We start from the raw sequence: 14257 nt of genomic DNA on the forward strand, positions 1-14257 counted from the left end.
TCAATGAGAGCGCTCAATGGGAATTTGTCGAATCAGTCGTTTAGTTTCTCTTGACGGAATTTCCAATCGTGCTCGAACGATGGGGTCGTCACCTCGATAGTTCTTTTGCTCCTCAAGTGCAGAAATTTCGTCGTCTGTGAATACACGTTCAGGCTCAGCTGTATGCGCCGCCGCCACCGACGAAGCCGAAATGCTTGCAACTTCATACCTCGGAGCGGCCATGCCAGGGGTCCCGATGACCTCTTCTTCTTTGGGAGGGGCCGATGTCAGCACCTCCTCTGACGCCTTTGAAGTTAAGGCTGGCCGCACTTCAGCCGTGCTTGCGGCAGGTACGGTTATCTGGGGCGTTGTCGCGGATTCCCCCGAATTCCTCTCCTGCCCATCGCGCCCGAAGCAAGCCCAGCCAATTAGCGCCACAACCGCGAGCGCTGGAACCCAGTTAGTGACTATCGCGACTTCGCCGCCCCCGCAGTTGGGGCAGGACCGAGATAGGTTCTTGCCACGCGGGTACCAGGTGTATTTGCATTCCCGGCACTTGTTCTGACTTCTGAGTGTCTTTGACATAGTCTCCCCTATGGCTCCCGGCCAAGCGCTTCAACCCACAAGCACAGCCCTCTTCAGGTTATGCATGGCCGCCCCGAACTTCTCCACAGCTTCAACATTGCTGAGCATGTACTCTTCGTTTAGCCCGGTGCCGGAACGCGCAGTGAGCCTCGCGTAGCGCATTACCGGAATGGCGTAGTTGTCCTTGAATCGCTTGTCGGCGGAGCCATCCTTGTTTGCCTTTGCCCAAGTGGTTCCTACTTGCTGAGCATCTGTAGGCACCGATTTCTCTTCGTGGAACTGCGTCGGCGTCACGTTGAGCTCCAAGTCCTCCAGCTCAACTAACGCGTAGTTCGTTGAGCCGGCGTGATACAGCAGGAAGCCGGGATAGATATATAGGTCGCCACCGTTCGCGTTCTCAAGGCGGGGCACGTTCATTGGTGCCACGACCACCGAGCATCCGCCAAGCCCGAACTTCACAGGCTTTAGGTCAACGATGCGGGTGGCGGTGGTTCTCTCAGCGACCCGATTTGCCTGACGATGAGCTACGTTGTCCCAGATGCGTTGCGACCGACTGCAGCCAGAGAACTCCTCGCACATCGCTTCGAACGCCTTCGCGACCCCGTCAGGCATCTCAAACTGAGCGTTCAACAGAGACAAGTCCAGTTGCTCGGCGAGCTCGCGGCGCTGAGCCGTGCTTTCCTCAGCCAACACGCGGAGCTCCTCAAACCGCTTCTTCATCAGCCGCTTGAAGAGCCATCCATCGTTCCAGCTGTTGAAGTGCTTGACGCGCTTGACCTCATTGGCGCGAGCGTCGTCAAGGTCGACCTTGATTGCCGCATGCTGAACCTCCGCAGAACGGAGGGCGTCCTTGAACGCAGCCAGGCCTGGCGTGGTCATGACGCTTGAGCTGCCGCTGCGAATCTCCTGCATGCCGTCGGAACTTTGGGCCGGAAGCGCGGGAGGCGCGGGAGGCGTGTCCCAGCGAGGTTGACCGGTTGCTGGCGCAACGCTTGGCAGAGCTGTAGTAGTAGCGGGCACGGAGCCCAAAGGCTGACGAAAGGAGATTCCCGTACCGGGTACCGACGCGGTGAATGCGGAACCGGACGGCCCAGCTGAGAGCCGAAGCGGTCCTACACCCACCGACGTAGTAACTCCTCTCTTGGAGAGAGTGACCCGGACGCCCGGTATGGGCGTGAAGGACTTTCTGAATCGCCAGCTCATCTGTTCTCCCTATGGTTCTGTGCGTACTGCTCAAACACCGCTGGTCGCGAGCGGGCTCATCAGGCTGGCATTGCTGACTTGTCCTGCTGCCACTCCGCAAACAGAATGCGCTCGACGTCCAGCATCGAGACGTCGTGCTCTCTGAGCATTTCTGCGAGGTGGCTCTGGTCGAGCAACTGCACGCCATTCAGCTCCGCGTTCTCATGCGCGAGCCGATTGAAGAACTGGTTGGTGATGCAGACCTTCTCAAAGGTCACACCCGGATGGCGTCGCTTGTAGAAAGCCTCGCCACCGACGACATCCTTCACCGCCTCCCAGCCCAGCGACGCGCCGTCAGTACCGCTCGTCTTGGCTTGGACCAGCTGACCCTTGCTAGCCTTCAGCGCGACAACGTCGACTCCGTTGTCTGCGGTACCAGGCGTGCGGTAGCAGGCATAGCCCTTCTTTGACCACAGCGCGCCTACGAGGCATTCGAAGTAGTTCCACGGCATGCGCAGTGCCATGTCGAGGGTGATGCTGGTGTCAAAACCATCCGCATCCGTCACCGGGATGACGTCCGTGACAGTGAAATCTCCGGGCATCACATCGCCCGAGCCATTCAGGATGTCTTCAGCCAGCCCCCGCTTGTACGCAAGCAGTTGGTCCAGCTTCACATCGAACGTTGTGAAGTCGCTCGCGTTCACCACCGGGTAGTACACATAGACCGGCTTCTTCTGGCCGATACGGTATGCCCGGTCGGTGGCCTGGTCTTCCTTCGCCGGATTCCAGGTCCGCGTGTAGTGCACGACGTGATTCGCGGCCTGGATGTTCACCCCAAAGCCGACGGCAACCGGCGACAGCACCAGCACCCCGAAGCCGGGAGCGTCCTGGAACGCCTTGATGCGCTTCTGGCGGCTCGCAACGTGGGACGACGACGCGCTCGTGTCACCGTTGATGATGTCGGGGCGAAACTGGAACTCAGCCTCAATGTAGTGCTGCAGCAGCCGCTGGATTTCGCGGAACTCGCAGAAGACAATGACCTTCTCGTCCGCCTTCTTGATGACCTGCAGCTGCGCGAGCAGCCAGTCCAACTTGGGGGCCTTGTCGCGGTACTGACGCGTTGGCTCCGGCTTGAACACCGAGAGCCCATGAGGCCGCGGGTCGGTGCATACAAGCCGCAGGTAGTGCAGCAGTCCCAGGTGGTTCTTGAAAGGCGACGGGGTGCCCGGCTCTCCCCGCTTCTTGAAGCTCTCGATGGACTTCGCATACAGGTTGCGCTGGGTCGAAGACAGCGACAGGCGGCGGCACTCATCGACAACCACCTTCGGCGGCAAATCTGTGGCGACCTCAGACTTCATGCGGCGAAGAATCTGGGCATCAATCTTTGCCCGCAGCTCCTCGACCCGAGCCTTTTCATCCTCGGTCTCCGCTTCGATGGGGCGCCGATAGCGGTCGCCGAAGTCGTTCAGCGCGCCGAGCAGCCCCGGCTGTACGAAGTCGAACAGGCACCAAAGGTCCGCTAGCGTGTTTTCAACCGGCGTGCCGGTGCAGGCAATTCTGAACGCCGCGTTCTGCTTCTTGGCCGCCCGCGTGACCATCGCGGCCGGGTTCTTGATGCGCTGCGCTTCGTCGCAGACCATAAGCGACCAGTGCTGAGCCGCGAACGAGAACTCCAGGTCTCGAAGCGTCTCGTACGTGGTCAGCACCACTTTCGCGTCGCCGACCCATGACGGCTTGAGGAACTTCACCAGGCCATCCTCTGAGAGCAGGCGCTCGTCAATCTGCGACCTCGGCACACGCAGGTCCGCCAAGCTATCCCCGTACGCCGTCATCACGCGCAGGGACCCGGGCGCGAAGAACTTCCTGGCCTCCTCGGCCCAGTTCTCAAGCAACGAGACCGGAGCGACAACCAGCATCGGGTCAATGCTGGGGTCGTCCTCGATAAGGCCGCACATCAGCGACAGCAGCTGGAAGGTCTTCCCGAGACCCATGTCGTCGGCGAGCACCGCGCCACGAACCTGGTACTCCGTCTGCAATCTGTACAGATGCTGCATCCAGGCGAGACCAGCGCGCTGATGCGGCAGCAGGGCGAAACCCGGGTTAATGCTGACAGGCAGCTTGGGTTCCGCCGGAACGGACTCCATCGCCTCCCGACGCATTTCCTCGTACTCCAGCGCCTGTATGTTTGCGCGGAGCACCAACTGCTTCTTCGGCCCGCCCCTGTCGCTCGGCGACATGATGAGCTTGCCGGGCTCAAGTTGGCCACCGGCATCCATGCTGAGGAAGACCTCATCAAACGTCTGCGTGATGCGCTTGGCTTCCGCCAGGGTCATCGGCTCAGGCAACCACGAAGGCTTCACCGCCGCTTCGCCGGCCTGCTCAGCGGCCTCGATGTCCTTCTTCAATTGCTCAACCGCTGGCCTCGAAGTCGGGATTGCGACAGGCTCGCCGCCCTCCTTCGGGGTGTAGACCACCACGGGCAGCACATCCTCTGGCCACCACGTACCGTCATCGTTCTTCTTTGCGATGTGCGGTGAGTAGTACGGCTTCTCCTCCCCGATTCCTTCAATGCGCGCGGAATATCCAGTTAGGTCGTGCACCTGCGCGTACGAAACCATCGGAGCGTCCGACGAATGCCGCTGCTCCAGCGCCTGCTGCAATTCCCGGTGATAGGACTCGGCGTTGCCGTCGAGCAGCAGGTCGTAGCCATCCCAGGCAAGCAACTGCTTGTTCATCAGAATCGCGCGATGCAACGCGTTCACGAACTTCTCAAGCGCCTGGTCATCGAGCCACCGCGTCTCTGAGAACGTCGGGCCGCTGGCCGACGCCGCCTCGATGAGAAGTCCGACCCTCGCGGCTCGGCTTGCACCGTCTCGCTCAATGACCGGGGTAAATCGTTCGTAGGTCAACCCAGCCGTCTCGCGCGCAGCCTCGAACTGCTTCTCTTCGATGACATCAACCGCGTCCGCACCAAGCGTGGCGAACGGGTTCAGCAAGAACGCTTCCGCGCGGCTGCCGGCAACACGGCGCCCCTTCAGCCGCTTGACCTCCTGCAGGACCGTGCGGACCTTCGGTGTGATGAGGACCTGGACGATGCCTTCAGGCGTGACGATGTCGTACCTGCTTCGCACCTCGTTCGAGCTGTCGAACGCCTCAAGCCAGTCGGGCGGCGCGCCGACGAAACCAGGCTCAATCTCTACGACCTTGTCGTCCTTCACGACTTCAGAGCGGCGAAGTCCAATCTGCAGTTTCTCGGGCGTCAGCACCACCGAACGGTGCAAGAAATCATCAAGCCGAGCTCCCGCAGCGACGGCCGATTTCCTGATGCGGCCCCACGCTTGCCGATGCGTCAGGTCATCGCGCTCGTCATCCGAGCGACGTGCGAAGCCCACCACATCCTTGAACAGCGCCCACTGCGGCGGGGTCATAAGCGCCTGCTTGCCACCGTCGTCCAGCACCGCGCCGGTGAGCGCAGCATCGACCGCGCCGCCGTCTGGCCGGTGCCAGCCTGAGATGGCAATCGAGAAGTCCCGGTCTGCGAGCGACTGGCTGCTTCGCAACGCTACGCGGGCATCCGTGAACTTGGGAATTTGAAACAGTTCGGCAAGCGAGCTGTACGCCGAGTCGTCCAAGGCGGCATACAGGCCGTCCCAGCCGAGCAAGTAGCCGTCCTCGCTCTCAACCGCGAGGCCGTCATCGGCCAGTTGCGTCAGGAAGCCACCTACAAGCGGACTGTCGATGGCAACCCCGCCGGCCTTCGAGGCAGCCGAGGTCACGTGAACACCGGCGTTTGACCAATGGCGGCGCCATGCGGGCGTCGCGTCCGCTTCACCGCGCTTGAATAGTTTGAACATTGGCTCCCCTACTTCCACCAGCCCTTGCCGGGCTTGTTCTTGAAACCCCAGCGCATCAGCGCTGCATGAATCTTGAAGTTCTTGTCGTCAGCAACGACCCATAGATTCCCGCCCAGGTTCGTCATATCGCGAATCTCGAGACCGTGTAGCTGGACGAATGCGTCCAGCGCCGCTCGGCTGTAGGCCGCTGACCCAGGGTCAGGCTGCCCAACGGCTGGAGGCACAGGCCGCGGGTCCTGCGCAGCCGGCCTAGGCGCCGGCGGTCGCACAGTGGACGCAGGGGGCGTAGCCACTGGGGGGAGATATGAAGGCGTCGGCGGTGGGGTCGGCGCCGCAATCCTGCGCACAGCCGACCGAGCAGTCGCCGTTGGCGCCTTCATCGGCTCCAACCCGAAGTTCTGCTTCAGCGTCGCCTCGAAGAGGTCCTCCCACTTTGCATACCCATGGCTCGCGCTGTGGCCCATCCAGAGTATTTGCCTGCGCTTGTTCTTCAGCGTGTTCGAGCCATTGACCGTCAGGCCGAGCAACTTGTCGGTGTCGAACGGCACAGCATTCGAGTCGTAGCCGTAGAACGCATTGCCCAGGTCGCTGAACTCGACCGCTACCAATGGCCCCATGTGCATGATGAATGCGTTGTTCGCCCCAGAGGCATCAAGGTCGCAAATCAAGCCGTCCATCTTCCGGCGCAAGGAAACGAAGTCCCGCTCCGTCGAGTTGCGTGCAGTGGAGCCCAACGCAAACTCGATGTGCCCGATGGACTTCACGTACCGCTTCCAGAAGTTCATCCGACGAGGGTCCGCCAAGCCATCCTCGGCAAGCTTGGTGAAGAACGTCTCGATGAACTCCAGCTTGAGCCAATCGGCGACCATGGACCGCGCCTCTTGCTTCACACCGCCCCAGCGCGTCGCGTTCGACTCCAGCCAGGGGTTGCCCCACCAGGCAACCGCATGGTCGCGCATCAGCAGGTTCATCGGCGTGGCGTCGACGTCGGCGTACCGGTCCAAGACTTTGACCATGCCACGGTCCCTGAGCACCGCGTTCGCTGCAAGCATATTCAGGAGCGACGGCAGCAGTTCCTTGAACTGGCGGTCGCCGAGTTGCGTGGCCCCTTCGACTTGCGCCATCACGAGCTCGCGAAGGAACCACGATGCCTTGTTGATGCCCAGGTCTTCGCACAGCTCATCGACCGCGCTGGTCTCTCCTCGAAGCAGCGCATCGACATAGGGCTTGCAGGGTGTGTCGCTGAACACCATTCGATTGCCTTGGGCCGCATCGACCCACGCTGGTTGAATCGCGCCGCCACCAATCGTCGTGTTGCGGTCGTGCAGGTACTCTCGCAGCAACTTCCAGTTGTTGCGCGCGGTGGGCGGTGCGGTGTCCAGCAACGCGTCGTAGGAGAAATAGCTTCGGACCAGACCCTGATAGCAGCGACGGTAGGCGCCTGGCCGCCCTCGCCAGCCATCCACTCCGTCAAGCACCCGTTGCAGCCGAGGGCGGTCCTCCAAGATGCAGGCGCCCTTGGCCTGATGGGGCAACCCCAGACTCCAGGACAGCAGATAAGCGTCCCGGAAAGTCTTTACCTCCTGGCTGTCCCAGAACTTCCGGACAGCATCAAGCTGATGGTCCTCCGACAACTGCCCGCCAAGCCGCCCTTTCGACCGCTTCTGCATGTCCCGCAGCAACTGGTCGATGCCGCTGGCAGCTGACATCGGCTTGGCGGCTTCCTGCGTAGCCGCCGACAACAACGAGGTGAGGTGGTCGAGCGGGTTCATTGCAGCGCGCAGGTCCCGAAGTTGCCGGGTTGAGCCGGCGTCTCTGCCCTCGCCTCGTCCAACGCGAGGAACTCGATGCGCATCTCGACCCGGCGACTCTCATCGTCGGTCGCCTTTGCTGCATTGAAGGAATAGCCGCCGACCAGGAACAGGCTGCGGACGCTCTCCTTCTGCTCCTCGTTAAGGAGGGACGGCCCGGCCGTTGCGAACATAGCGCACAGCACCCGCTGACTGCGCTGCAGGCTGAGGTTCAGGTTGCTGAGATACGAGCCCGTCTTGTCGGTGTACCCCTCGACAACCACGCGCTTGAGCACCCGTTTGCCCAGGTCATCGTTGGCAACGGTCAGGATTTCAGGGACGAACTGCCGCAGCACCGCTTCCTGGTCCGCCGCCAGATTGAAACGTCCCAGGCCAAACCGCGCTCTATCGCCAAAGTCGATGACCCCGCGAGTTCGGTCGACGCGAACGCCTTCGTAGTTCTTTGCTGCTGTTTCGAATCGGTCGAGAATGGCCTGGACGTCGCGCCGATGCTGTTCTTCCTTCTTCTCGCGCTCGGTCACGTTCTTGGTCACCGCCAGCAGGGCGACGCCCATGACAACCAGGAACAGCACCATCAAGGCTGTCATCAGGTCCGAGAACGAAATCCAGAACGGCTTCTCAGCCTCATCCCGGCCTCCTCGCTTGAGGACGACTTTTGCGCCGACCATGGCTTATGCCCGTACCGGTGCGAGGTTGCCCATGGCGGCGAGCGTCACCTCCAGCTCCTGAACTGCGCCCGAGAGCATGCCCACCGCCTGGGTGAGTTTTGTATGGAACTCCGTATTGGCGCGGTCGAGAGTCCTCTTGACCTCCGTCGCGAACGCGTTGTGCGCGCTGCCGAGCACTTCGCTGACGCCACCGAGGTACTCATCAGCCTGCTTCTGAGCAGCTCCGAGCTTCGTCGCCGAGCTCTCGATGCGACCCAACACATCAGCAGTCAACGACGCCTCTCGACGAGCCGCCTCCACCGTCGCCTTCAGCTCAGTGACCAGCAGCGAGACCGCGTCACGCTGGCGCTGGTAGTCGCGAAGGCCTTCCTGCAGCGCGCTCGCGCCGGACGTCAGGCCGCCTGACGTTTCAGTGAGCTTCGTAGCGATGCCAGATGCCTGGGTGAGCACGTTGGTCACGCGGTCGCCAGCGGACGCAAAGTTCCTGGACGCCGTGTTCAGCAGCTCGGCGCCGGCATTCATCTTGTCCACGGACGATGTCGTCGTGTTGGACAGCGTCGCGACGCTCTGAGCCATTTGACTCGTGGCGGCACCGAGCTCCTTGATGACCGAGTCCACTGACTCAGTCATCGAGCTGACCGCGCTGCTGGCGCGGTTCGCCATGGCCTCTTCACGCGCCCGGTTGTTGTCGAAGACCTCGCGCTGCGACGATGTCAGCGAGCCGAGCAGCTCACCGACCTGAGAGCCAATCGCCTCAAGCGTGGAACGCAGCTTCTCGTTCGTCTCGGACTGGGAGCTGGCCACGAGCTGGCGAATCTGTTCGATGAAGGCTGCGGACTGCTCGTTCATCGCATCCTGGCGAGACTCCATCTTCTCGACGGCTTCGGCCATCCGCTGAGCCATCGCATCGGTAGACCGCTGGCTGGACGCCTCGATGTTGGCGACCAACGACTGCAACGTTCCCACAGCCTCCTGGATGCTGCGAGCAGTCTGCTGGTTGAGGTCGTTCAGGCCGGATATTTGGCCACCGAAGAGGTCGTTGAGACGCTGGCTGAAACTCGTCATGACGTCTTGCAACATGCGGACGGCAGATGCACTCTGGTCGCCGCTCGCGGACTTCACCGTGTTGGCAATCTCCTCGAGCGGCCCCTCAAGGCTTTGCTTGATGCTCGTCGAGATAGCCTCGCTTTGTTCGCGGGACGCCTCGATGAGCCGGTCGACGACGTTGGTCTGTTGTTCTCCAGACGCCGCAATCTGCGCGGCCGTCTGTTCACGAAGCACTTCGCGGAGTTCCTTCACCAACGCGTCCTTGAGCATCTTCGACTGGCTCGCCGATTCCTCTGAAGCCTTGACCAGGCGCGACAGGTACTCCTCCCCGGCACCGGCCTCGAACCTAGCGTCTATGGCGTGTGCGATTTGCTCTGTGCGTCGGTACAGCGCCGCAAGCAGCAACTTCTCAACGAACGTCACGAGCATGGCCAGCCCGATGGCGGCCGCCGAAATCAGGAACGCCTCGCCCACGGAGTGCATCAGCCCCTCCAGGCTGGCACGAACCGTCGCAGCGTTCTCGCTCACTTGAAACGCACGCAGGCCGTAGATAAGTCCGCTGAACGTACCGATGATGCCTATACCGGTGAAGAGGCCAGGCAGGTGCTTAAAGAACTCGACCCGAAGCCGGCTGTCCACCACCGCTTGGCAGCTGAAGAACATCTCCGACGGCATGGTGCTGCGTGATGCCTTGAGCACCAGCTGCCCATCGCGCTCTTCATGCTGCGGGTGCAGTGATTCCTTGTATTCGTTCCAAAGGTGCGAGAGCGGCAAGTCCTTCGAGAACACGTTCTTGAAGTCGCCGACCGCCACTTGGTTACGGTCGAACCGGTTGATGGCCGAAAGCATCCGCCGCAGACGAGCCCAGTGGAAGGCTCCGGGGACAAGGAAGAACGCGATGAAGGCGACCGTCAACGCAGCAAGCACGCCCGCCGTCACCAGCACCGTCAGCGGGGCTTGGGCAATTTCTGCCAGTGTCATTGTTCGGGCCCTCCCATGGCGACCTTGCTCACAGGTGTGTCCTGCGTAGTAGGTTGGATTCTGTTCTTGGCGCAGAAGTCGAAAAGCAGCGTTTCCAGCATGTTCGTCTGCGACCGATGCTCGGACGCTGCCGCTGCCTCAAGGAGCAGCTTGAACCTCGGGGTGACCCGGAAGCTAACGGCGACAGATTTTTCGGTGGGCATGTGGAAGACGCGCTTTGTATAGCGGACGACGATACATGCAACTGAGTGTTTCAGGACCGCGCGTATTCACGTAGTGGCTCGCACCCCCGTACCAAGCCCCCAGCCACACATGCTCCGCCTTGAGGACAATTGCTGGTGCTGCAACGAAACTGACCATCGGACGTATCTATCTACGTCGGTGGGTGGCCAACGCCCTGCCATGAATCGTCGACGCAGAGGAAGGCCTTCGCTCCCTCCCTGACCTAGAAAGGGAGAACGTGCGGGGCTTCCTTCTTATCAAATGGCTTCAAAATGAAATCAATGGCCGCTTGAATCTCCCGCGGCTTACCGGTTGCTCGAGCCGCAGCAAGAATCTCAGCCTCATGAGATTCCTCAAGCAAAAGCCGACGCAGTGCAATCGCCAAGAGGAACTCCAGAATCCCCTCGCTTGCATGCGAACCGATTCTTGCGAACATTCGCAGCAAAATCGCCTTAACGTACGAGCTCGCGGCCGTGTCCATTCGGTAGTCAAGCTCCGACGGAAATGCATTCCGCAACAACGCGGCCTGGATGACACCATCGTTGAAGCGAGCGAAGTTTTCCGGGTCGAGCAGGACGTGCCTGAAGCTCGTAGAGCTCAGCCTCTTGTCCGATGCAACTTTGTCGTCCTCTCGCGCCCGCTGCAGCAGGACACCCACGGTACCTAGCACGCCAGCGTGATGAGGACCGGCGTCGTACTTGCCACTCCAGTACGCGTAACCGGGCCTCAGGTCCATCGCCCCATCACACTTCGACCCGCAAGGTAGCAGCGCCAAGCTGCCGACAGCATCGACCGAGCCCAAAGCTTGCGCCCTGCGTCTGAGAACCGCGGGTACCTTTTTAAAGTCGACGGAGCTTGGATAGAAGGCGTCCATTTCGGCTTGGAAGCTGCGAAAAAGCTGCCGTCCAACAGCCATCGAGCGGAAAACGGCTACCTCGAACTTGACTGGCTTTGCATGCTGAAGGTTCAACGGCAACGCCGTCACCTCGTCACGGGTCTCCGTGACCTGCATGCCGATTACGTACAGCCTCGGACCACGATGCTTGTCCCTAAGCGCTTGGCTAATCTGAAGCAGTTTGGCGCCCTTCCCGACCACAGCAGCACATACCAGAATGCCACCCTCTGCAAGGTTTTCGAGGCCGTCGACATCGGCGGCAGAGACTACGCGCAGGTCCTGCATCTGGAACTGCCGCATGCACTCCGCCTTGATTAACTCGGCCAACTCCCGGGAGGCCATGTCTTCCTGATGAAGGATGACCTTGGTAGCCGCACGTACGCGATGCGCAATCTGGGTCGGAAGCCATTTCTTGAACTCGTCGGAACGAACAAGCTGAACGCCATCGACGAAGACCGCGCGTGGCATACCGCCCGTTATGCCAAATGGACGTCGCCAAGCATCGAAAACCTTTGTCCCTGAGAACTCGCGGAACACGCCCACCTCAGCGGTCCCGTGCACCGACTCTGAAAGGAGAACCTTCTTGGCGGGCTCCTGCGATGGAAGGAAGTTTTCTCCATCCAGAAGAATGCAAAGTTGCGGTGGTCCTTCCGAGGCCGCAAGCTTCGGCCGGTCAATTTCGAACAGTGCTCCGGCAGCGTGCTTTGGCGCGACAGGCTTCGCCGTGAGCAGCGTAACGACCTCGTCGGCGTTGGCGCCCTTGTCCACCAACCAACGCTCGTGCATAGCCATCGATGTCGAGGCAGATATGAGACACAGGGCTGTTTGCGGCAAAGGCCGAGGAATCTCGTCCATTCCTCCATAGGAGTGGAAGCTTTCAACGAGGGCAGGCGAGCCGCCAGGTTGGGCAAGGAGAATCAAGTCCCTAAGCGCGTACGCCACTGGGGCAACTGACATCGTGTCGACGTACAGGTAACGAAGTTCTCGTGCCGCGGCAAGACGCTTCGCCCCAAGCCTCATGAAGACTGAGAAGCCAACGTAAGCCACCGAGGCCGAACTGCTCAGTGCGACGTCGGGCTTCAAAAAGAATGTCTCTCGTTTTCCAGACGGCTTCTGATAGGCGTAGCCAGCGGGCGCTCTAAGAATCACATCATCCGAGCGGAACACTGATGCCAATCCGCTTTGCAGCACGGTCGGCAGGCCCGATTCAATGGCTCCTCGAAACCGAGAGGCGTCCACGCCTTTAGCGCTCTTCAGGGTTTTGACTTTCAGCTGTCCGTTCGCCGGGTTCAGCGATGCTCGCAAAAGCGCCGCCCGACCTCTGAAGCGCAACCATTCGACCTGCACGGCCTCACGCAGAAGCTCGGCATCCAACCCCTGACCGTGGTCTCCACTGACCTCCAAGAAGACAACCGCATCGGGCTGAACCGGTCCCTTCGCCAGAAGCTGGAGGAGTTCCTCCAGTGCACCATCAAGAATCTTTCCCGGAGGCTTGTAGACAACGGCTATCCGCGGACCGTACTCTTCACGAGGGTCGAGCCGATGAGTAAACGTATGAAAACCAGGAGCTCCAAGCATCTCAGTTCACCTTGAAGCAAATGGTGTAGCCCGTCCCTGCAATGCGCGGGACGGCAATCGTCTTCTTGCTTCTGGGCTTTGGCGCGAACGCTTGCGCCGACGGCGAAGAGAAGTCCTGATAGAGGCTTGTTCGCCCAGTACGAAGCGTCATGAACGCATTCAGGCTGCGCATCGACTTGACGGCCTTGTACAGACCAACTCCTGCGTCTTGGGCGGCCTTCGTGGTGGCATGCTTCTCGAAACAGTCAAGGACAGCCTCGAGCTCCTCCTCCGGAGAGAAGTCGTCGTAGCATCTTGCCCCCTGCTTCTTCGCCAACCATCGAAGCCCCATTCCTGGCCCCGAATCGAAGACCGAGAGTTCAAGCATTCGAACAGGTTGACCCGCAGGCCTCGGCGCCGCGCCGGACCCGGCCTGTGTCCCGTGCACATCTTGCGTCTTCGCAAACGACGCTTTCGAGAGGTACGCCTTCAACTGGGTGTCGGGACCTGCGATGCGAACAACCTCACTCACGTCTGAAATGGTCGATAGCTTCGCCACAAATCCGCGGACTCCGACCGGATAGCGCCGCCCGTCCACGTCTGAGGCACCGTGCTGGTCGGTATTCAGAAACAACTGATGAATCATCGAACTGACTAGGTCCAATTGCTCTTGGAGCAACTGACCGGGAAGCCCTCCGCTGAGCGCCTGCAGGACGCGGGTAAGTAGGAGCTTGAAGTCAGAATTTCCGCGGACAGAACCCTCTTCGTTCCGGCAATACAGAGGATGAAGGAACTCGTTGCGCGCTCCCGCGAAGCAAACCAGCGCGACTCCCTGGCCACGAACCGTATTGCGGAAGTCGCCTGTGTTCATCGCGTTGACCTGGGGGGCTACGGCCTTAAGCGCCTCGAACCTTGACGTCACGATTTGACCAGCCTCAACGGAGTTGGCGAAGTACAAGGCCGCCATGCCAGGCAGTGAAGTCGAGAACCGTTCGCGCGTATGAGCTGCCAGCCCGAACTGCGGAGCTACGCGAAGCAGCCTGTTCTTGCTTCGCTCAGCCCATGTCGCAATGGCCTGCACCGCGAGCGGCGCCGCGCCAAGCGCGCCACCGTAGTCGAGCTTGACAGGCATCCACAGCGGGACATCCTCAGACGCCATCTCTTCCAAGAAGGCATCGATGTGCGCGGGAAATGCGTTCGTTGGAAATTTCAACACGGGACTCTTTGGCTCCGTTCAACCTGCTCAAGCAGCGTCCGACTTCAAATGCGTTGAGCCACCTCAAATGCGGCTCGATGCATTCCCCCCTGAATGCAACGATGGCGGGAGCCGTTCCAACACGAGGCGCCCGCCCTTCGAATGTGAGCAATGGTAAGCCCGCTTCCCCAATTGGCGCCTCCACGCCTCCACCTAGGGCAGTCGACCGTATACCGGCCCCGGCGCTAGGGCCTCCCGAAGGTCAGCCATAATTTACCCAT

The 14257-nt window shown here is 60.8% G+C and carries 7 protein-coding genes and 1 pseudogene; all 8 read right to left on the reverse strand.

Annotated features, from left to right (window positions below):
* Nucleotides 1-594: 594 nt before the first annotated feature.
* Nucleotides 595-1476 (reverse strand): hypothetical protein, encoded by an 882-nt coding sequence (locus O5M90_RS03015; protein ID WP_440402532.1) that lies wholly within the window; start codon nt 1474-1476, stop codon nt 595-597.
* A gap of 135 nt (nt 1477-1611) precedes the next feature.
* A pseudogene (locus O5M90_RS03020) lies at nt 1612-1767 on the reverse strand (DUF4236 domain-containing protein); the annotation flags it as partial.
* A gap of 59 nt (nt 1768-1826) precedes the next feature.
* On the reverse strand, nt 1827-5600 hold the full coding sequence (locus O5M90_RS03025) for an SNF2-related protein (protein WP_269841488.1): 3774 nt from the start codon (nt 5598-5600) through the stop codon (nt 1827-1829).
* An 8-nt stretch (nt 5601-5608) separates the two neighbouring features.
* Entirely contained in the window at nt 5609-7372 is a 1764-nt protein-coding gene (locus O5M90_RS03030) for an EH signature domain-containing protein (protein WP_269841487.1), read from the reverse strand.
* On the reverse strand, nt 7369-8079 hold the full coding sequence (locus tag O5M90_RS03035; protein ID WP_269841486.1) for an OmpA/MotB family protein: 711 nt from the start codon (nt 8077-8079) through the stop codon (nt 7369-7371). Before O5M90_RS03035 ends, O5M90_RS03030 begins: the two co-directional genes overlap by 4 nt.
* A gap of 3 nt (nt 8080-8082) precedes the next feature.
* Complete coding sequence (zorA, locus tag O5M90_RS03040) at nt 8083-10107, reverse strand: anti-phage ZorAB system protein ZorA (protein ID WP_269841485.1); 2025 nt, start codon at nt 10105-10107, stop codon at nt 8083-8085.
* Between the two features lie 445 nt (nt 10108-10552).
* Entirely contained in the window at nt 10553-12802 is a 2250-nt protein-coding gene (locus tag O5M90_RS03045; protein WP_269841484.1) for a hypothetical protein, read from the reverse strand.
* A 1-nt stretch (nt 12803) separates the two neighbouring features.
* Complete coding sequence (locus O5M90_RS03050; protein WP_269841483.1) at nt 12804-13994, reverse strand: hypothetical protein; 1191 nt, start codon at nt 13992-13994, stop codon at nt 12804-12806.
* Nucleotides 13995-14257: the final 263 nt, after the last annotated feature.

Source organism: Paucibacter sp. M5-1, from assembly GCF_027498415.2.
Lineage (GTDB): Bacteria > Pseudomonadota > Gammaproteobacteria > Burkholderiales > Burkholderiaceae_C > Roseateles_E.

Excerpts from the sequence above, each read along its gene's own strand:
- O5M90_RS03035 (WP_269841486.1), bottom strand. The coding sequence starts at position 8,079 with ATGGTCGGCGCAAAAGTCGTCCTCAAGCGAGGAGGCCGGGATGAGGCT.
- O5M90_RS03030 (WP_269841487.1), bottom strand. The coding sequence starts at position 7,372 with ATGAACCCGCTCGACCACCTCACCTCGTTGTTGTCGGCGGCTACGCAG.
- zorA (WP_269841485.1), bottom strand. The coding sequence starts at position 10,107 with ATGACACTGGCAGAAATTGCCCAAGCCCCGCTGACGGTGCTGGTGACG.
- O5M90_RS03015 (WP_440402532.1), bottom strand. The coding sequence starts at position 1,476 with ATGCAGGAGATTCGCAGCGGCAGCTCAAGCGTCATGACCACGCCAGGC.
- O5M90_RS03025 (WP_269841488.1), bottom strand. The coding sequence starts at position 5,600 with ATGTTCAAACTATTCAAGCGCGGTGAAGCGGACGCGACGCCCGCATGG.
- O5M90_RS03045 (WP_269841484.1), bottom strand. The coding sequence starts at position 12,802 with ATGCTTGGAGCTCCTGGTTTTCATACGTTTACTCATCGGCTCGACCCT.